The organism is Bacillus sp. MM2020_4 (assembly GCF_011250555.1).
Lineage (GTDB): Bacteria > Bacillota > Bacilli > Bacillales > Cytobacillaceae > Neobacillus.
This window is the reverse complement of sequence record NZ_JAANMZ010000005.1, coordinates 85,246-105,292: the sequence shown is the minus strand read 5'-3', so window position 1 is coordinate 105,292 and position 20,047 is coordinate 85,246. Positions and strand designations below refer to the sequence as shown.

23 protein-coding genes are annotated in these 20,047 nt (G+C 40.1%); 4 read left to right on the top strand and 19 right to left on the bottom strand.

Going from position 1 to position 20,047, the window contains the following annotated elements; all coding sequences use genetic code 11:
- The first annotated feature begins 49 nt into the window (after window positions 1-49).
- Entirely contained in the window at window positions 50-214 is a 165-nt protein-coding gene (locus G6554_RS06425) for a hypothetical protein (protein WP_166239917.1), read from the top strand.
- Window positions 215-217: 3 nt separating this feature from the next.
- On the opposite strand, the gene G6554_RS06420 is transcribed toward G6554_RS06425, so the two are convergent.
- The 10 genes from G6554_RS06420 to G6554_RS06375 form a co-directional block, all read right to left on the bottom strand.
- Window positions 218-916 (bottom strand): hypothetical protein, encoded by a 699-nt coding sequence (locus tag G6554_RS06420; RefSeq protein WP_166239915.1) that lies wholly within the window; start codon window positions 914-916, stop codon window positions 218-220.
- A 133-nt stretch (window positions 917-1,049) separates the two neighbouring features.
- Complete coding sequence (locus tag G6554_RS06415; protein WP_166239913.1) at window positions 1,050-1,271, bottom strand: YozE family protein; 222 nt, start codon at window positions 1,269-1,271, stop codon at window positions 1,050-1,052.
- 267 nt (window positions 1,272-1,538) lie between these two features.
- A complete protein-coding gene (locus G6554_RS06410) occupies window positions 1,539-1,823 on the bottom strand; it encodes a YokU family protein (RefSeq protein WP_166239911.1) in 285 nt (94 codons plus the stop codon).
- Window positions 1,813-3,264 (bottom strand): lysine 2,3-aminomutase, encoded by a 1,452-nt coding sequence (kamA, locus tag G6554_RS06405; protein ID WP_166239909.1) that lies wholly within the window; start codon window positions 3,262-3,264, stop codon window positions 1,813-1,815. Before kamA ends, G6554_RS06410 begins: the two co-directional genes overlap by 11 nt.
- Before the next feature lie 144 nt (window positions 3,265-3,408).
- Complete coding sequence (locus G6554_RS06400; protein ID WP_166239907.1) at window positions 3,409-4,806, bottom strand: sigma-54 interaction domain-containing protein; 1,398 nt, start codon at window positions 4,804-4,806, stop codon at window positions 3,409-3,411.
- A 65-nt stretch (window positions 4,807-4,871) separates the two neighbouring features.
- Window positions 4,872-5,726: a putative beta-lysine N-acetyltransferase gene (gene ablB / locus G6554_RS06395; RefSeq protein ID WP_166239905.1), complete on the bottom strand. Its 855-nt coding sequence runs from the start codon at window positions 5,724-5,726 to the stop codon at window positions 4,872-4,874.
- Window positions 5,727-5,851: 125 nt separating this feature from the next.
- Window positions 5,852-7,123, bottom strand: coding sequence for a peptidase (locus tag G6554_RS06390; RefSeq protein WP_166240088.1), 1,272 nt, complete (start codon window positions 7,121-7,123; stop codon window positions 5,852-5,854).
- A gap of 32 nt (window positions 7,124-7,155) precedes the next feature.
- Window positions 7,156-7,821 carry a 3-oxoacid CoA-transferase subunit B gene (locus tag G6554_RS06385; protein WP_166239903.1) on the bottom strand — a complete coding sequence of 222 codons (666 nt, stop codon included), beginning with the start codon at window positions 7,819-7,821 and terminating at the stop codon, window positions 7,156-7,158.
- Window positions 7,806-8,498, bottom strand: a complete 693-nt coding sequence (locus G6554_RS06380) for a CoA transferase subunit A (RefSeq protein WP_166239901.1) — start codon at window positions 8,496-8,498, stop codon at window positions 7,806-7,808. The genes G6554_RS06385 and G6554_RS06380 overlap by 16 nt, the downstream gene beginning before the upstream one ends.
- Window positions 8,499-9,854, bottom strand: coding sequence for an aspartate aminotransferase family protein (locus G6554_RS06375; protein WP_166239899.1), 1,356 nt, complete (start codon window positions 9,852-9,854; stop codon window positions 8,499-8,501).
- A 188-nt stretch (window positions 9,855-10,042) separates the two neighbouring features.
- Here G6554_RS06375 and G6554_RS06370 point away from each other — a divergent pair, with 188 nt between their 5' ends.
- On the top strand, window positions 10,043-11,404 hold the full coding sequence (locus G6554_RS06370) for a TrkH family potassium uptake protein (RefSeq protein WP_166239897.1): 1,362 nt from the start codon (window positions 10,043-10,045) through the stop codon (window positions 11,402-11,404).
- 39 nt (window positions 11,405-11,443) lie between these two features.
- On the opposite strand, the gene G6554_RS06365 is transcribed toward G6554_RS06370, so the two are convergent.
- Entirely contained in the window at window positions 11,444-11,602 is a 159-nt protein-coding gene (locus G6554_RS06365; protein ID WP_166239894.1) for a YjcZ family sporulation protein, read from the bottom strand.
- A gap of 119 nt (window positions 11,603-11,721) precedes the next feature.
- Between G6554_RS06365 and G6554_RS06360 the strand changes: the two genes are divergently transcribed.
- Window positions 11,722-12,321 carry a DUF502 domain-containing protein gene (locus tag G6554_RS06360; protein WP_166239892.1) on the top strand — a complete coding sequence of 200 codons (600 nt, stop codon included), beginning with the start codon at window positions 11,722-11,724 and terminating at the stop codon, window positions 12,319-12,321.
- A 19-nt stretch (window positions 12,322-12,340) separates the two neighbouring features.
- Here G6554_RS06360 and msrB read toward each other — a convergent pair whose 3' ends face one another.
- From msrB to rsgA, 3 genes are all read right to left on the bottom strand, one after another.
- Window positions 12,341-12,772, bottom strand: a complete 432-nt coding sequence (msrB, locus tag G6554_RS06355; protein ID WP_166239890.1) for a peptide-methionine (R)-S-oxide reductase MsrB — start codon at window positions 12,770-12,772, stop codon at window positions 12,341-12,343.
- Window positions 12,762-13,304 carry a peptide-methionine (S)-S-oxide reductase MsrA gene (msrA, locus tag G6554_RS06350; RefSeq protein ID WP_207342929.1) on the bottom strand — a complete coding sequence of 181 codons (543 nt, stop codon included), beginning with the start codon at window positions 13,302-13,304 and terminating at the stop codon, window positions 12,762-12,764. The genes msrB and msrA overlap by 11 nt, the downstream gene beginning before the upstream one ends.
- Window positions 13,305-13,416: 112 nt before the next feature.
- The gene (gene rsgA, locus G6554_RS06345; protein WP_166239885.1) at window positions 13,417-14,484 is read right to left on the bottom strand and encodes a ribosome small subunit-dependent GTPase A; all 1,068 of its coding nucleotides are present in this window, start codon (window positions 14,482-14,484) and stop codon (window positions 13,417-13,419) included.
- A 331-nt stretch (window positions 14,485-14,815) separates the two neighbouring features.
- On the opposite strand from rsgA, the gene G6554_RS06340 reads away from it, so the two are divergent.
- A complete protein-coding gene (locus G6554_RS06340; protein WP_166239883.1) occupies window positions 14,816-15,568 on the top strand; it encodes a DUF4397 domain-containing protein in 753 nt (250 codons plus the stop codon).
- A 29-nt stretch (window positions 15,569-15,597) separates the two neighbouring features.
- On the opposite strand, the gene G6554_RS06335 is transcribed toward G6554_RS06340, so the two are convergent.
- The 5 genes from G6554_RS06335 to G6554_RS06315 all read right to left on the bottom strand — a co-directional run bounded on the left by G6554_RS06335 (window position 15,598) and on the right by G6554_RS06315 (window position 20,043).
- Window positions 15,598-16,188, bottom strand: coding sequence for a YpmS family protein (locus G6554_RS06335; protein WP_166239881.1), 591 nt, complete (start codon window positions 16,186-16,188; stop codon window positions 15,598-15,600).
- Window positions 16,189-17,013 carry an SGNH/GDSL hydrolase family protein gene (locus G6554_RS06330; protein ID WP_166239879.1) on the bottom strand — a complete coding sequence of 275 codons (825 nt, stop codon included), beginning with the start codon at window positions 17,011-17,013 and terminating at the stop codon, window positions 16,189-16,191.
- Window positions 17,014-17,122: 109 nt separating this feature from the next.
- The gene (locus G6554_RS06325) at window positions 17,123-17,701 is read right to left on the bottom strand and encodes an SCO family protein (RefSeq protein WP_166239877.1); all 579 of its coding nucleotides are present in this window, start codon (window positions 17,699-17,701) and stop codon (window positions 17,123-17,125) included.
- 76 nt (window positions 17,702-17,777) lie between these two features.
- Entirely contained in the window at window positions 17,778-18,935 is a 1,158-nt protein-coding gene (locus tag G6554_RS06320; RefSeq protein WP_166239875.1) for a Ger(x)C family spore germination protein, read from the bottom strand.
- The gene (locus G6554_RS06315; protein ID WP_242637687.1) at window positions 18,919-20,043 is read right to left on the bottom strand and encodes a GerAB/ArcD/ProY family transporter; all 1,125 of its coding nucleotides are present in this window, start codon (window positions 20,041-20,043) and stop codon (window positions 18,919-18,921) included. The genes G6554_RS06320 and G6554_RS06315 overlap by 17 nt, the downstream gene beginning before the upstream one ends.
- Window positions 20,044-20,047: the final 4 nt, after the last annotated feature.

The window sequence follows — 20,047 nt, the reverse complement described above, 5'->3', positions numbered from 1 at the left end:
TTTGGATTGGACAAGCATAGGATGTAAAAAAACACTTTGAGGTGATCAAATGTCGAACTTGCAATTAAAGTTAGAGGCGTTTATTAATGATGTTAACTGTGAGGATGGCCGCACCGTCAAAATCATGGAGCAGATAACGAATTCCATGTTTTTTTTGATTAAATGGGCCGCAATACCGTTTATTATCTATTTATTATTTGTCATATCAAGCTGATAGCTAAACATGGCTTTTGCCATCGTTGCTTGCTAGACCTTCTAATTTTCTAAGAATCACGCGCATGACCTGATAATATTCTTGATCCTGAAACATATCATATAAAATTCGATAATCATTATATATGTCTAATAAGTTATCGATTAATTCCTTTTTTTCCTTTTTCCGTTCGATTTCTTCTACTTCTGCTTTTCTGATCATGTTCTGCAATAATTTTGGATTTTTTTCTGTCTTTTCATTTTTGTTGACTAAGTATAGAAGTCCTAGCTTTTGAATAAAGGTGTCGGCATTCTCCGCATCGGCAACAAGCGTTAATTCCTCCTCACCCGCTTCAAGCCATTCCCCATCACTAACCCTTGAAAGTTCGTAAATGACATCTTCCCAGGCATCCTCTTTATAGCGCCAAATTTCAGTCCGAAAACCAACAACTTTAAATAAGTCAGCTCCATACCCACTTACTTGAACTAAATCTCCGAAAAAGAACTTGTATTCAATATCAATCTGTTCTTGCTCCATAATGCTGCCATCATATTCTGAAAGTAATTGTAAGGCTTCTTCAATATATAGGCCTTCACTCTTGTTTACTTCATACACATATTTTCCTTCCAGCCATTTTACATCCGTGACCTTACCGACGGTACCATACATTGTAATCACGACCGTATCACCAATCTGATACTTCGATTTTTTCCTTTTTGCCATGTCCTCCCATCCCCTCAATTGGATTAGTCTAATAGTATATACAACAGTATATGCGTGGTACTCAATATCGCTAACGTGAATTAAAAAATGAAAAAATCGCCTCCCATTACGAGACGATTCCATTCTTTCATAATTAACTTTCTGAGGCGATATATTGCTGCCAGGTTTCATCAAACACAGTCATAGATTCTAAATAGGCGCCATTTAGCTCCAAATAGGAACTCAGTTCATGGTAATCTTCTGCCGTTTTTGGAAAAGCATGATCCAAATAAGCATCGTTAGCAAACCTACTAATCGCATCCTTTGGCGCCGGATGTCTAAATTTCAATAAAAAATGATAAAATGATTTTCTCATCTATAAATGACCTTCTTTACAGGAATCAGTTTTTATAAGAAATACTATAACGGATTCAGACGCCATCGTCTATGTGCAATACTGGATAAAGTGAAACTTCAATCATTGGGGGTTCTTCCAACCACCAATGATTGTTAGTTGAACCAATCGGGCTTTTACGGGCAGTGGATCCCCCACATATCCTTTTTATAACTCAAAGTCTTGAATTGGGGGTCTTACTGCCCGTTAATGCGGGAAAAAGCAGCCCAAATTTCGGGGCTGCTAACATTAGTTTGAAAAATCAAAATAATTCTTTTTCAATAATCTTCGGATTTTCATTAATTCCTCAAAGGTAATCACTTTTCCAATTTGCTTACAATCAATTAAATACAAATGGTTCTCAATCTCTTTGACAATGACTTCGCTCTGATAAATCATATCGCAGTCAGAACAGTGATATGTGGGAGTTTCGGCAATTTCTATCGCTCTCGATCCGTCCGGTAATTCCCAGAAAACAGAGTTCGTGGTTTGCTCTACACCAGTACTGTTGCACCATTCACATTCAATTTTCATCCTTCCTAACCCCCTTTTCCGATACCGGCCCGGCAGTATTCATTTCTTGCACACCCTTATCCTTCTCAGTCAAGGCTTTAAATTTCTTTTCCTTTAATTCATCCCGCTTACTTCGTTTATCCTTTAACGAGGTGTGCAAAGGATCTTGATTGTAATTCTGACGGCGATTCAATCTTATCAGGCCTTCCGGAACGAGATTAAAATGTTGATCGTTCATAATTCCGGCAATACCGGCCAGCGACCGTTTCTCTTCCATTTCCGGATAAATTTCCTGAAAATACCCTTCTGCTCTGCCTGCCACATAGTTTTCAGGTTCCGGATAAGAAGTGATAACTCCTTCAAAATTACGGAGAACGACTTTTTCCGGACTTTGGGAAATTAAATAATTGGGTTGCAGAGCAATTTTCCCGCCGCCTCCAGGGGCATCAACCACAAAGGTCGGAACAGCATATCCGCTTGTATGTCCACGGAGTCCCTCAATAATTTCCAGGCCTTTCGATACAGGTGCCCGGAAATGACCAATTCCTTCTGACAGGTCACATTGATAAATGTAGTAGGGGCGGACACGAATTTTGACAAGATCATGCATCAGCCTTTTCATAATCGGGACGCTGTCATTAATCCCTGCCAGGATAACCGATTGGTTCCCGACCGGAACGCCTGCGTTTGCAAGCATCTCACATGCCCTTTTTGAATCCTCGGTAATTTCGATAGAGGTATTAAAATGAGTATTTAACCATATAGGATGGTATTTTTTTAAAATATTACAGAGGTTTTCGGTAATTCTCTGTGGAAAGACAACTGGTGCCCTCGTTCCTATCCGAATAATTTCCACATGATCAATTTCACGTAAATTCTTCAGTATATATTCTAAAATATTATCATTGATTAATAGCCCATCACCGCCAGAAATTAGCACATCGCGAACTTGTGGTGTCTGCCTAATATAGGAAATGGCAGCATCCAGCTGTTTCTTCGGCACCCCCATCCCAATCTGCCCGGAAAAGCGTCTTCGTGTGCAATAGCGGCAATACATGGAACACTGATTAGTTACAAGAAAGAGGACACGGTCAGGATAGCGGTGCGTCAGCCCTGGAACTGGAGAATCCTCATCCTCATACAAGGGATCTTCCAGGTCATATTTCGTTTTATAAATTTCCTTCGAAATCGGAACAGACTGCATCCTGATTGGACACCTTGAATCGTCAGGACTCATCAAGGAAGCATAATATGGAGTAATATTTAAGGGAATGGTTTTCGTTGAAATCCTTACCCCCTCTTCTTCATCAGGAGTTAAGTTAATTACCTTTTTCAGATCATCTAAAGTGCGGATCGTATTGGTTAATTGCCAGAGCCAATCATTCCACTGTTCTTCGCTCACATCTTTCCAAAGCTCTATATCCTGCCAATGTCTTTTCGGTTTATATAAAAAATGTTTCATGATCTATTCCCCCTAATCTCGCTTTATATAGCTATCATGCAAGATTCATGCCAATTACTCGAAAGGGCTTTAGAATGGGAATTGGCAAAAAAATCAAATTATTACTAAAGAGTCCCATAAAAAAAGCGCCGAAAACTCGGCGGCTCATTCCTTCATTTTTTTTATTTTATATTGTAATGTCTGCCTTGGAATTTCTAAAAGCTTTGCTGCTTGGTTTATATTCCCATCGCTTTGTTCCAGCGCATCAGTAATCAACATCTTCTCTACAGCTTCGAGATTTTTTCTTAATGATAAGCCTTCTGGTTGTGGTGGATTCTTTCCTTGAGATTGGACCAGTTGCTGCCGTAACAGGATCGGCAAATCCTCAAATCTTAGTTTTCGTACCTCACAAACATTCATCATATATTCCACCGTATGTTTAAGTTCCCTGACATTTCCCGGCCATTGATAGCTAACGAAGAAATGTTCAAGCTTCTTTTCCAAACCTTGAATATCTTTTTTTAGTTTTATATTAAGCTCGTGAATAAACTTATTCGTTAAATACAATATATCTTCTTGCCGTTCCCTTAATGAGAGGAGGGAGAAAGTAAATACATTTAAGCGATAATAAAGGTCGGAGCGCAGTTTCTGTTCCTTAAGTGCCATGCTTGGGTGTACATTCATGGCCGCGATCACACGGACATCAACGGAAATATTTTGCGAGCTGCCGACCCTTCGCACCATTCCATCCTCCAATACCCGTAATAGCTTCGCCTGCAGTTCGATTGGCATAGTATGTAATTCATCAAGAAACAGGGTACCACCATCGGCAAGTTCAAATAGCCCTTTGCGCTCAATTGCCCCTGTATAGCTCCCTTTAGCGGTTCCAAAAAGGATACTTTCCAGTAAGGTTTCCGGGATGGCGGCACAGTTTTGAGCAATAAAGGCACCACTCGAGCGGAGTGATTCATGATGAATTCCTTGGACAAATAATTCCTTCCCCGTTCCGGATTCGCCATAAACCAGAATTGGAGAATCCGATTTTGCCAGCTTCCTAGCTTCGTTTATCAAGCTGCTAAATTCAGGAGTTACCGTCATTAAATCGTTTAATGTATAGTTTACTTGCTTTGATGTCCTTTTCTTTCTGCTCTTATTGACGCCTTTTTGTAAATCCAATAACCTTTCTGCCAACAGCTTCATTCGCGAATAGTCTTTCGCAATTTCAACTGCTCCAATAATATCTTCGCCCAGAAAGATTGGCAGTGTCGTATTAATGGTGTCAATTCTAGTCCCATGTAAATTCAGATAGACCTGTGTTTGATTGTAAATTGGCTTTCCTGTTTTAATTACCTTTAAAAGTGTACTGGACTCTTCTGTCAGGGAGGGGAATGCGTCAATTAAATGCTTCCCCTGGACTTCCTTGACATCCATGCCATCATGCTTTGCGGCGACTTCATTATAAAAGATAGTTTTTCCCTCTATATTGACCACATGGATGCCTTCATCAATGCTTTTAAGAATGGCTGTCAGAACTTCTTGTGTTAGTGCCGTTAATTGAACCATTTCATTCACCTGCCCTTCTGGAGGTATTGTATGGTGCCGAAAAATCGGCTTCTTAAGCCGATTTTCTAGCAGTTTGCCAGATTTTTCACCCACATATTCATGTTTTCAAGCTTATCATAAATATAGCAATTATTAACGAACCTTCCCCGGTACGAATAGCCTAGTTGAAATAAAACAGCATTCATCCCGAAGGATAGCGACCTTGCAATTGAATAGGCACAAAAAATTCCATTTCGTTTCAATTCACGTTCAAGCTCCTGCAGAATAATCTTCATAAGCCCATATTTCCTGTGTTCCGTTACTGTGGCACAATCTGTTAATTCGGCATTTTTATAAAAGGAATTGATTTCGGCGGAAGCAGCACTGACAATTTTCCCCTGATAATAAAAGACGTAATAAATGGTTCCCTCTTGTATTGTCTTTTTTACATATTCCGGATCATGCAAGGGGGTTGGATAGATTTGAAATACTTGTTTATAGAGTGTTGAAAGTTCTTCCGCACAGCTCTCATCTGCCTTTTTTAATTCATATTCCTTTGGCGGGTATGTTTTTTCCACAGAAGTGTCTAATTGATAAATACTATGAATCATCCCGTCCTCGGTGATCCAATGATCATTCCGCTTCCGCTCCGGTGTATAGAATTTAGAGAAAAAGTGGGCATCTGAGCCTAGAAAATAACGTTCAATCACCGCTTCCGGCTGAAGGCCCTTTTCGAAAAAAAGTAAAAAATCTTCGCTGCGTGCCTTTATGATTAATTTTTCTGCCTGATACTGCTGTGCGAGCTCCTCTGCTTTTTCAAGAAGTAATCTTGTATTCCCGCGATAATCATCTACGCGAATTCGTTTATTAAAAGGGTCAAGATACACCTCAAGGAAATAGCTTTCTTCCTCCAGATAAATGGTGGACGCGGTTAGATTCATTTTGGTCACTCCTTACCTTATTTCCGGAAACAGTTATTTGAAAAATGTCTGGCCTTGAAATTAAGCCAGACATTTCCATATGTTCAAATCTATTATATCAAGTAATTGTAAAAAATGGTGAACCCCTACTCCACAACCTCGCACCATTTCAATAGTGTTAATGCAATAATTTCGCTTGCCGCGAACATATCTTCCAGATTAATATGCTCATTGGCATCATGAGCTATTTCCGTTATACCAGGCCCAAACACAACAACGGGCGTGGGCGTATTTCCGACAGTGGAAAGTATACCGCCATCGGTGCCCCACGGACTTGCTTCGACAACAGGGGGTGTCCCCTTCACTTCTATAAAGCTGTTTGTCAGTTCATTCATCAATGGATGGTCACTCTCAAGACTCCCAGGCAGCCACCTGCCACCAAACCATTCGAGCTTGAGAGGATTTTCCTGCAGCCATTCATCTTGCTCACTTATTTCACGTAGGCAACTTTCCATTTCAAGCTGTGCCGCTTGAATCGTTTCCTCAGGCGATACACCCATTCTCCCTTCAATGATGGCGGTGTCAGGCACCGATGAAGGCCATTCCCCACTTGTAATCTTTCCAATATTAATTGGAATTGGGATTGGGATTTTTTCAAAAAAGGGATCTGTTATTTTCTCATTTCTATCTTTCTCTAACTGTTGTAATCTCTGAATCACAAGGAGGGATTTCTCGATAGCACTAACACCTTCGTACCTTGTACCGCCATGTGCGGCTTTACCGGTAATGGTGACACGAAACCACATCGAACCCTGCTGCTTAGGGAATAGTTTCATATTGGTTGGTTCAGGAATGATTGCTCCGTCAGCATGATATCCCCTTAAAACGGCAGCAAGCGTCCCAGCTCCACCGCTTTCCTCTTCAATGACACTTTGGAAAATAACATCTCCTTTCAGTTTAATTCTATTGGCGACCAACGACTCGATCGCCATTAGCAGTGCCACATTTCCGCCTTTCATATCGGTTGCTCCGCGACCATATAACTTTCCGCACTCAATCATGCCGCTAAATGGGTCATGGGTCCAACTCGACTCGTCACCAACTGGAACCACATCGATATGTCCGTTTAAAATAATTGATTTACCGCCACCCGTACCTTTTAACACCGCCACAAGATTGGGATTCCCTTCGAAGCTTTTCCGGTCGCAGCAATAAGCTGGATGTTTTTTTAATTTAGCGTCGCCTATTTCCCAAATATCCAGTATAAGCCCAAGCTGGCGGCATTTTTCAATCACAAGTGCTTGTGTGCTGCTTTCGTTTCCCCTTGTGCTATTTTCACGAACTAGGATTTGTAACAGTCTCGCTCCACGTGCACGATTCTCTTTTAGCCACTGCTTTATTTGGTCTTCATGTTTCATCAACTGATTCACTCCTCCAGGAAGATTTACACTTAGTACGGGATCTCGCGAACAGTTTCGGCTTGTTTAAATTCACAGCCTGTTTTATTCACTACATTCTCTAAATTGTATGGTGCAAATAATTCTGTCAAAAGTAAGCCGTCGCTGCTCACCTCAAATACAGCTAAATCGGTAATAATAAGATCGACGCATCGTCCCGAAGTTAATGGTAATGTACAGGATGGTAAAATTTTGGGATTTCCATGCTTGTCACAATGATTCATCACAACTATCACCTTTTTCGCTTTTTGGGCAAGTTCCATTGCCCCTCCCATGCCCGGTACCTTTTTCCCAGGAACAATCCAATTAGCGAGGTCTCCATATCGACTGACCTGCAACGAACCTAAAATCGTGATATCCACCCTGCCGCGACGAATCATTCCGAACGAAATGGCACTGTCACAATAAGAACCGCCACCTGTAAGTGTGACCGGAAATCCGCCGGCATTGCATAAGTTCGCGTCCTCTTCCCCTTTATTAGGACTTGGCCCCATCCCTGTAATTCCGTTTTCAGCATGAAACATCACCATAGTTTCCTTTGACAAATGGTTTGGAACAAGGGATGGTATACCTATACCAAGGTTAACCACCATCCTGCTTTTAATTTCTTCCGCCGCCCTTTTCGCCATTTGGTTACGTACGTCTACTCCCATGCCCATTTCCAATTCACTCCCTTCGATGGAATCAGGTAATCAACAAACACTCCGGGAGTAATGATTTCATCAGGGTCAAGACTTCCCATAGGTACAATCTCTTCTACTTCAGCTATCGTAATATCCCCGGCCATCGCCACAAGCGGATTAGTATTACGAGCACTTTTGTCATAAATTAAATTGCCATACTCGTCTGCCTTTTTCGCATAAATAATCGAAACAGCAGCTGTTAAGGCCGTTTCAACCAGATAATTTTTCCCATCGATTGTAAAACGGGGTTTATCTTTCGAAACGAGTTCATTATCTATGCCGATATCAGATAAAATGGCTGGCAGTCCGACACCTCCTGCACGGATTCTTTCAGCTAAAATACCCTGCGGTGAAAACTCTACTTCTAGCTTTCCATCGTGCATAAGCTGTCCAGCAATCGGGTTGGAGCCAATATGTGAAGCAATCACTTTTTTAGCAAATCCCCGGCTGACGATTTTCCCGATGCCAATGTGTGGAAAACCTGTATCATTTCCAATCAGAATAAGATTCCGGACGCCTTTCTCCAAAATTCCATCAATCAATGTCGGGGGGGAACCGACTCCACCAAAGCCGCCAAACATGACAGTCATGCCGTCGTGAAAAAATTCCATGACGGCCTCAATGGTCGTTATTTTTCCGAATAAATTATCCATTTAGCTATCACCAACCGTATCTGCATTTATTTGATTTGAAAAAGCAGCAAATGTTTCCTTTACTAATAATAGTAAGTTCTCAATCTCCTTTCCGGTGATTGTTAAGGGAGGAGAAATGATAATGGCGTCACCATTCATCCCATCGATCCCGGAACCTGCAGGATAAACAAGGAGGCCTTTCTCCTTTGCAAGCCCTACCACTTTTTGGGTTATTATAGCCTTTCTCGGGAATGGCCTTTTGGTTTCACGATCTTCAACAAATTCGATACCAAGCAGCAAACCTTTACCACGGACATCGCCAATAAAGGAATATTGCTCTTTTAACTTTTCAAGCTGAGTTTTCAAAAAAGCGCCCTTTGCTTCTACATCTTTGATAATCTCGCTTTTTTCCAAGTATTCCAAGACAGCTAAAGACACGGCGCAGGACTGTGGATTTGCACTTAATGTATGCCCGCTCATCACTGATTTTGTTCCGGCCAGAATCGGGGCCATTACCTTTTCACTGGCAACGGCGGCAGCAATTGGTGCATAACCAGCCCCCATCCCTTTGCCAAATGCAACAATATCCGGGATAACATCCCATTGCTCGCAGGCTAGCACCGTTCCTGTCCGGCCAAAACCGGTCATGACCTCATCAGCGATAAAAAGAATATTGTTGTCCTCGCAGATTTTTTTTATGGTTGTAAAATAATCCTTTGGCGGGGCAATGGCCCCTCCTGAAGCCCCAATCACAGGTTCAGCAATAAAGGCTGCGATTTGGTCAGCTCCAATCCGTTTGATGGCCAATTCCAATTCATTAGCGCAGGCATAACCGCAGGTTGGTGCCTCTAAATTGTAGGGACAGCGGTAGCAATAGGGTGGATTGATGACAGGGAAATCTTCTAATAGGGGAACAAACCTAGCCCTTCTTCCGGTATGCCCTGACATGGAAAGCGCCCCCAAGGTGATTCCGTGATAACTAACCCATCTTGATAACACCTTTGTCTTGGTGAGAATCCCTTGCTCCTGCCAATATTGAATAGCCATTTTCATTGCCGTCTCTGTCGCTTCCGAACCGCTGTTCACAAAAAAACTCCAGTTTAAGTCTCCCGGCATCCAATCTGCGATTTTCTTCGCCAGTTTTTCCGCTGCATCACTGGTAAATTGAGAGCGATACACAAATGAGACTTTTTTTGCCTGCTCCTGCATCGCATCAATGATTTCGGAAACGCCATGACCGATATTGGCCGTTACGGCACCGGAAGCGGCATCAAGGTACTTTTTGCCTTCCATATCATATAAGTAGACCCCTTTGCCATAATCAATGACCGGGTATATTTCATCAAGCATGGGTTTGATTAGATACGATTTTTCCATATGCCACCACTTTCTTTTTCAAGCTAAAATTCATACATACTTCATTATATGAATCAATATTTCATTCTATCATCGCATTTGAAAAGGTGATGTTGAAGAATTAAACCACCATGACCATATAAAACTCTCTTTTACTTTTTTACATGGGTATTATAGAATGGCAGTAGATTACAAAAGGAAAGGGTCATATGGACACAATTAAGAAAATTCAATTAAAAACAAAGGAATTATCGACGATCCAGTTAATCGTCCTATTTTATCTGTCCGCATTAATCGTTTCTACATTGCTATTAAAAATCCCTCTAGCCCATCGTGAAAATGTTTCGCTTAGTTTTATCGACGCCATGTTTACTTCCGCTAGTGCGATAAGCGTAACGGGCCTAAGTGTCATTTCATTAAAAGAGACCTTTAGTAACTTTGGAATTTTTCTTCTATGCTTGATTCTGCAATTAGGCGGACTTGGGGTCATGTCGTTAAGTACATTCCTCTGGATTATGCTGGGGAAAAAAGTGGGATTGAAGGAAAGGCAGCTGATTATGATTGACCAAAATCAGTCCAATCTCGCAGGGTTGGTGCAGCTGGCAAAACGGATCTTTATCATATTTGTTTCCTTTGAATTAGTCGGCGGCCTTATTTTAGGGTTTTGGTTCAAAGATTACTACGATAGCACGTTAACTGCTTTTAAACATGGTTTTTTTGCTTCCATTAGTGCTACTACCAATGCAGGGTTTGATATTACGGATGAGTCGTTGAGCCCATTTAGCCATGATTATTTTGTTCAATCGGTCATAATCATTTTAATGATTGTCGGTGCTATTGGTTTCCCTGTAATGGTAGAGATTTATGAATTCTTTTTAAGCATGAAAAAAAAGAAAAAATTCCATTTTACTTTGTTTACGAAATTAACAACGTTAACCTTTGTCATTCTAACTGTAATTGGTGCCCTACTTATTTTTCTTTTAGACAGTCATCACTTTTTTGCAAACAAGACCTGGCATGAATCGTTTTTTTATTCGCTATTTCATTCGGCTACAACCAAAAGTGCCGGCTTAACGACAATGGATATCAATGATTTTACGCCCAGCAATCAGTTGTTCCTGTCGATTTTGATGTTTATTGGCGGTTCACCCAGCAGTGCAAGCGGAGGGATCCGAACCACTACCTTTGCCATCGTGATCTTAGCGATAATTTTTTATGCTCAAGGAAAAGGCTCCATCAAAATATTTAGACGGGAACTTCATAGCGAAGATGTACTTAAATCATTTATCGTGCTTACAACTGCAGCCTTCCTATGTTTGAGTTCCATCATCGTGTTATCCATTACAGAGCACGGTACATTAATTGAAGTCATTTTCGAAGTCTCTTCAGCCTTCGGTACAAATGGATTATCAATGGGGTTAACATCTAAATTAACAACTTTTGGAAAAATCCTTATTATCATCTTAATGTTTATTGGAAGAGTGGGAATTGTTACATGTTTACTAATCTTACGTGGAAAAGGAAGTAAGGAGAAATTTAAATATCCTAAAGAAAAGGTGACCATCGGATAAAATAAAAAAGCTGACCTCGTGAGGCAGCTTTTTTCCAGTTTAGAAACCCCAGCTTGCGCCGATGATAATTAATAAAATAAACAATACGACGATTAACGCAAATGCTCCGAAACCACCAAAGCCTCCGCATCCACCTACCGGGGCGACTGGGTAACCGCAGCAGCCATCATATCCATATCCACCAAATCCACCATACATACACGAATCACTCCTCGATAATTTATATCTCTTCCCTGTTACTTTATGTACTGGGTACTTGACCTGTATGTGCATTCGCCTATATTATGAAAGACAATGATAAATTTGTGGGTGATAATGTGAAAGCAATTTTAAAGAATTTTATTAATGGTATTTTAACGATTGTGCCGATTATTCTTGTCATTTATGTCATTTATAAAACATTTTTATTTTTAGACGGATTGTTAGGTAATTCATTGAGACCTTACCTTAGGGAAGATTACATACCCGGATTTGGTTTATTGACAACTGTTGTTTTGATCACTTTTCTTGGATGGCTGTCTACAAAGTATGTAACGGGAAAAATAATTAGACTCATTGATCGTCTTCTTGAAAAGATCCCCATTGTAAAGACCATATATTCTGTCATCAAGGATACGGTACAGTCCTTCCTTGGCGACAAAAAGTCTTTTTCCAAAGTAGCATTGGTTGTGATTCCGGGAACTGAAATGCGCAGTATTGGTTTTATTACGTCCGAGCAATTAGAGGATTTCTACAGTCCTCTAAGGGATCATGTGGCCGTCTATATCCCGCAAACTTTTCAGGTCGCCGGATTTACCTTTTTAATTCCTAAGGAACAAGTGGAGATTATCGAGGTTAAGCCTGAGGATGCCATGAAATTTGTTTTATCCGGCGGGATGACATCCTCTTCAAAACCCAAAGGGAAAAGTTCATCATAAAAAGCCGCAAATGCGGCTCTTATTTTTTAGCGAAAAGTTTTGTAAATTCCCCGTACCCTTCTTCTTCAAGCTGTTCTTTTGGGATAAATCGTAGCGCGGCGGAGTTGATACAATAACGGAGTCCTGTTGGGTCCGGCCCGTCATTAAATACATGACCCAGATGGGAATCAGCAGATTTACTCCGTACCTCCGTCCGAACCATAAAATGACTATGATCCACTTTTTCTAGTACTTCTTCTTCTTCCAGTGGTTTCGTAAAGCTTGGCCAGCCGCAGCCGGCATCAAATTTATCTAAAGAACTAAATAATGGCTTCCCGGAAACAAGGTCAACATAAATTCCGTCTCTCGTTTCATTCCAATATTCATTGCGAAACGGCGATTCCGTACCATTTTTTTGTGTCACTTCATATTGGATGGGTGTTAATTCCTTTTTTAAATCTTTATTTTCCATTTTGATCCCCCCAGCTCCTCTCGATAAATCCAGCCCGTCCTGAACCGACATGGTAGGACTGATAATGAGCTCGGTTTTTCTTATAATAGTGTTGATGATATTCTTCAGCCGGATAAAAGGGTTTCGCCGGCAAAATCGGTGTTACAATCGGCTTAGTAAACCGGCCGCTTTCTTGCAATCGTAGCTTAGACTCTTCAGCAATCCTCTTTTGTGTTTCATCATGGTAAAAAATCGCTGTTTGATAGGATTGGCCGCGGTCATGAAACTGACCGCCTGCGTCAGTAGGGTCAATTTGCTGCCAAAATAACCCTACTAATTTTTCATACGGGAAAATATCCGGATTATAAGTAATTTGGACAGCTTCATAATGCCCGGTCGTATCAGTGCAAACCTGTTGATAGGTTGGATTTTCGACGGTTCCACCGGTATAACCTGATAAAACACTAATAATGCCAGGCTGTTCATCAAACGGCTTCACCATGCACCAGAAACAGCCGCCTGCAAATGTTGCTACTTGATGCTTCTCTTCCACGTTTCCACCCCTTTTCATGTTACATAAAGTATACAGAATGTTTTAGTAAAAATAAAATCTGGCAACTCACATAGAGATGCCGACCCAGCCTCCACCGGTTCAGCATCCTTACTTAGCAGCCTTTCCGCTGCTTCATTTGTTTATTGATTTGTCTCCACTGTTTTCGTTCTTCAGATTGTGCCCGTTTGTTGGCTTTTCGTTCAATAAACGCCAGTTCCTTTAGCAGCTTGTTATAGCTGTGTAGCCGGTCAGCCTCCACTACTCCTTCTTCAATTGCCTTCACGACCGCACAACCCGGTTCATTCTTATGCTGGCAATCACGAAAACGGCACCGGGTAACAAGTTCTTCAATTTCGGAAAAGGTTTCCATTAACCCTTCAGAGCTTTCCCAAAGCTGTAATTCCCTCATTCCGGGGGTATCAATTAAGATACTTCCATTCGGCAATATGATCAGCTCTCTGTGGGTTGTCGTATGTCTGCCTTTCGCATCGTCCTCACGAATCTCTTGAACCAATTGCCTTTCTTCTCCCAACAATCGATTGGTAATAGTCGATTTTCCTACGCCTGATGATCCAAGAAGGGCAACTGTCTTTCCTGGCAGCAAAAATTCTTCTAATTTTTCAAATCCGCTATTCGTCTCAGAACTGATGGGAATAACAGGAACACCGCCATAGGCAATCGCTTCCACATCTGCCAGCCTTCCAGGAATATCTTGACATAAATCTGCTTTACTTAACACAATAACTGGATTTGCTCCGCTCTCCCAAGTTAACAATAAATAGCGTTCGATTCGGCGTAAATTTAAATCTTCATTTAGTGAGTTTACAAGAAAAACAGTATCAACATTTGCAGCAACTATTTGTTCTGTAGTGGTGTCACCGGCTGTTTTTCTCGAAAATTTACTTTTTCGCGGCAAGACAGCGTTAATGGTTCCACGCCCTTCATCAAACCTTGGTTTCAAAGAGACCCAATCACCAACCGCGGGAAAATCCTCTCTCGTGTGAGCCAGAAAGCTTAACTTACCCGAAACCTCACATAATAATTCACCCTGCTCTGTCCAAACCCGGTACATCCGTTTATGCTCAAGGGCTACGCGGCCGATGATCAAATCATCACTCGTTTTTCCTGTATTAAAATCTCTCAACACTTTATCTGTTAAACCCATTTTTACTAAATTCATCCTTATTCCTCCAGCGAACTTTTATTTTTAAAAAAATAAAAAACCATAGGCACACACAGCCCATGGTTGTATTCGCATCGTTAATAAGGGTTACTAAAAAGACCCTAAACGGAAAATCCTTGGGCTGTGCCAACATTATTCAATTCAACAATTGCTCTCATCGTTTCAATTAACATTGCACGTCACCCACTTTCGATCATATTTAGGCTTATTATATGCAAAAATTCCCCATTTGTAAACAAAATTTCCATTTAGAGCGATGGGATAATAGACACCTACCTATTTCAGCTTGAATAAAATATAGGAAAGTCACTAGTAAGGAGTTGAAAAAATGTCCGAAACAAGAAACCAAGCTGATTATCTCCAAAAAGCTGCCATGTATGATTTGTTAGCACAATATTATAAATACTCAAACCCAAACTTACACATTCATTTCTATTTAAAACATGTTAAAAGCCTCAATAAAGCAATGAACATCATGCGCACAAATTCTCAATTACAACAGGGAGAAGCCAAAGTCCGCCTGCTGCACACCTCCCCGGATGCCTCTAATGTTGATATGTATATAAATGGTAACCGAGTCATAAGAGATCTCCCATTAAAACAAGTTAGCCAGGAACTTACCCTACAACCCGGTAAATACCATGTAGATATTTATCCAGCAGGAAATATGGTAGATAGCTTCTTAAATAAAAAAATAACGGTTGAGGCGGGAAAATCATACACCCTGACAACGATTGATTCTATAAAAAAAATGCGTCTGCTTGTATTTTTGAATGAGCCGCAGGTACCTTTAAATGAAGCAAAGGTTCGCTTTATCCACTTATCTCCCGATACCCCGCCACTTGATATCGCCGTGAAGGATCGGGATGTTATCTTTCCGAAGATTACCTACAAACAAGCAACAGATTATTTGGGATTGACACCGATGACCGTTGATTTAGAGGCAAGAACAGCAGGTACGAAAGAGGTATTCCTACCATTGCCGAAAGTACAGTTCAAAGCAAATGAGACCACTACAATTGTCTTTCTCGGTTTATCTAAAGGTACGCCCGAGTTTCAATTTATCAGCATCAAAGAATAAAAAACAGGTGCCCCGTATTAACGAGGCACCTATTTCACTGGTACCAATATCGTAATACCAATATCATCTTTCTTCAAATCAACTTTATCTGCCTTAATTTGAAGATCGCTTTTCAATTTTAATTGCTGCATGTGGACATAGATGAGATGATCATTTGGGCGAATCTCAACCCCCTTTGGGAGCTTATAGTTCTCTCTGATAATATTTAATACATATGAGATGGGAAGATGTAGCTTTCCGACCGACATTGCTTTTTGCTCCAAGACTAAATCTCCATTTTTCTGCGCAATTGGTTCGAAAGTTAATTTCAAATTTAACTTTTCGCTAAAGAATGGTAATGTCCCGTAAAGCTCGACCTCGTCCCCTAATAAGACCCGATAATCAATGGGAGAATCAGCAGCTTCTTCCTTTATATAGTGATTAATAAGCCGATTTAAGTCATACTTGTTCGATTTAACATGAAAGGAAACAGGGTCATTAGTGGGACTGTTTATTTTGTTTATTTTGCTTAATTTCTTACTATCTCCGGGAGCGGTAATGAGTGAAATAATAATAATAGCGAACAAAAGGTTAATTCCTAACAAAAGCAGGAAAGCGATTTTCCATTTGTTTTGTTTCATCTAATTCTCCTCTGTACTGACCGTATAGGACGGTTTCTCCAGGTCAGGTATTACACGATCACCTAAGGTCTCATTTAACCTTTCGGCAATTAGTTCATATCCCTTGTCGTTAGGGTGGAAATGATCGGTATACAATAGTTCTTCAGGTGCTTTCAAGAACACATCTTCGATTTTAACGAAGTAGGAATGCTGATAATTGGCTATCACATTTTGCCCAACTTGATTCCATTCGGATACGACCTGATCCATTTCCTTAATGTCAGAAAACCATGTGGAAAATGGATTGTACAACCCTACCAGCACAATAGACGCATTTGGATTTTCTTGAACAATTGCCTCGAAAATTTGCGTTAAATGGTTTTGATAAGCCTCTTTTTCCTTTGTAAAATTAGAGATTTGCAGGTTGGAGATATTATCCTTAACAACCTTCATAATATCATTTCCACCGATCGTAAGGATGACCAAATCCGTTTTTTGCAAAACATCCTTCATTTCAGGCGTCTTAAGTCTTTTTAACAGTTGTGTGGTCCGATTTCCTTTTACACCAAAATTATAGAAATCCACTTCCTGAATCCCTTTTTCCTTTTCCAGCATTGTTTTTAGGTAGGGCAGGTAACCACCCTGACCCGTACTATCACCAACGCCTTGTGTTAAGGAATCACCTGCAGAAACGATCGTCAATTTTCGTGGGACAAAATCTGCGGGAATTGGTGCAAATACCTGTGCTGAAACTTTCTTTTCCTGATGAAGCACTAAAGGATTGGATCCGCTGCATGAACATAATAATAATACCGAGAGAATAAGAGGGGTGAAAAATTTCTTCATTTTATTCACCTGCCTTCTACTATAATTTATTATACCACGTCCCTATTCATTCAAAACAAATATATACTTTATCCTATTCCTGGCAAAAAAAATAGACCTATGTAAAGGTCTATTGCAATGTTTTAATATCACTGATCATTTCATCAAAAGGAACATCTTTAAATCCTTGATAGGTTTTTTTGATAGTGCCATCCTGATCAACTAAATAGATATAGGTTTGATGAATCACCTGGTCGCCTTCCTCTGGTTTCTTAACAATTGTCTTAAACGTTTTTGCCGCAAACGTTTCAATAAAATCTTGAGAGTATCCGGTTAAAAACGTCCAATTACTCAAATCCACTCCATATGGTTTGGAATACTTCGTTAATACTTCAGGAGTATCTACGGTTGGGTCAACACTAAAGGAGACGAACTCAACATCCTTTAAGCCTTCCTTTTTCACCATCTGTTGTAATTTAGTCATATTCGAGGTCATAGGCGGGCACACATCCGCACAGCTAGTAAAAATAAAATCCGCAATCCAGATCTTACCCTTTAAATCCTTTAATCCCAATGGCTTATTATCCTGGGTTGTCGCCGTAAAATCCTTAACCGGCCAATCCACCGCATTTTCAATTTCCTTTTTTCCGCAAGCCGAGAGCAACATAATAGTAGAAACTAAAAAAACAACCAAAACCCGAGCCTTCATTTAATCACCTGCATACTTTCTATTCTTTTACGAGATAAGTGTAACAAAGTTATCTAAAAGAATAAAGTATCAAGTGCTAATCGATTACACCGGTTTTAATGATTTTATTTTTCACCTCAACATCAAATGTTGCCTGTTTATATAATTTGCGCCATTCTTTTTTGGTAAACCCCTTCCCACGAATGTGGGTTATATATTTATTGCCAAACCCGACGGGATCGATATCAAGTTCCTGAAAGTAGACAACCATCTGCTTCATCTCTTTTTCCATCGCCGTATTTAACTTCTTTTCAATGAATTTGATTGCACCGGGTTTGGATAGATCCAATGGTTCAGTCGACTCCAATAAACGGGATGCAAGCTCCACCTCCACCTTGAATTTCAAATTCTTTTTATCCATTAATTTAATTTTTGCATGACTTCGAATATTATCAACATCAATATATAGTTTATTGTAAACATTCCTAACTGAGTGTTCTTCTCCTTTATTCCGAATTTCATCAAATTCACTGCGCTTAAATCCAAATTCATGTGTTCCAGCATTATACTTGTCCGAAAGAATCTTTAAATAAAAATGCCTTTCTGTTTCCAATTTGGCAATATACTGATCATCTTTAAAGAGAGCCATCCCTGATATGATTACATCCTTATCCTTTATTTTCAAGATAGGAAGTACAGGATCTTTGCCAATGTCATAATATTTATGATTGAATTCATGAAGAGTGGGCGAGAGGATTTGTTCATTCTCCACGTTTTGTTTAATTAAATTATATAAATAGGTGCCTAAGCTGATTTTTGTACTTGACCTATCTATTTTCAAAATTTCTTTTGCAGAGCCCTCAGCAATTGTAAGGAATACCATATTCCCGACGGTAGAATCCCGGTTGAGGGCGTCAACAAGTTGAAAAATTCCCTTTTCCGCTAGTTCTTTGCTATAAATCACACAACGTAACTGCCCGGTAACAAGTTTCTGATTAGATTCAAGGTTCTGTTCCTGCAATAAACCCTTACTTGTATTGGCAACAGTTGAAATCATTCGGGTAATATTTTGCTGCATTGGGTCAAATTGATGAACCGCAACCGTTCCGCGGATTACATTTTCCCTTTCTAAATCATATCCGGCTGCTGTAACCAGGGCCAATTGTTCCAGCTGCTTTTGCTGTAAACAGCCTGTTACGGTAATCATACAAGAAAAAGCTACCACGATGGACGCCCATTTACGACCTTTGGACATTCACTTTCTTCCTCCTCGTGAACCATTTTTTCACTAAAACGATGACAGAAAGCAGAACCGGATAACAAAAGGAAAGAATAAATCCTATTTTGGCGATATAATCAGTGACTAGATTCATTTGATAGCGTGTTTGGATGAAGAACGAAACACCAAAGGCAAGAACCGCGATCACCCAAACGCCATGTTTTTGTTTTTTCTTCATAATCCGCGAAAATCCCTTTGATGCCGCCCAAAGATAGGCACATAAATTAGGCAAAATGATCAACATCCAAAATGATACAGCGATAAATTCAAATCTCTCCAGGTTTGGGAGACGAACTATTTTAAACATCGAAAATACTGGCCAAATGGTGCGTCCCAAACTATCTTCAGCAAAAAAAGTGATCGACACCATCGTAATTAAGGTAAAAATAATTGTGGTATAGATATTTCCAATCGTTGCGAATAAAAAGACTTTCTTTTTCTCTTTGACAAAGGGGTAAATAAACATGAGTAATTCAAATCCCATCATCGAAAGAGAGGTACCGTATATCCCCTTTACTATGTGTTTGAGGTCTGAATTGAAAATGGGAAACAAATGGGTCGCATCTGCGTATTTAATTGGTACCATAAGAACAAAAATTAGCCATAATGTTCCAACCACTGCCAGAAAGGCTACACCAACAATGATCCGAATTCCCCCTTGAACGGCATATATCGCTAAAAATATGAGAACGAGCGAAAGTTGCCATGTTGGGAAGTTGGGAAATATCCATACTTGAACGATTTCAATATAGTTCATAAAAATCATAAAAAAACAGGCGGATAAATAAACCATATAGATGATATTTAACAGGATGCCCAACCATTTCCCAAAGATGTCAGCATGGATGCCGTACAAATCTGCACTGTCATATTGCTTCAGCATCAGAACCATAAACCAGATCACTACACTTACCAAAACCCCTGATAGCAACACAGAAATCCAGGCATCATGCTTGGCCTCTAAATAAACAATTCGTGGAAGACCAACAATCCCAACACCTGTTTGTGCTTTATGAATAAAAAATATGAGTAGAAAAGCATTAATGAGTAAGCCTTCCCTGGGATGTAAATTTACCTTCATCATAACC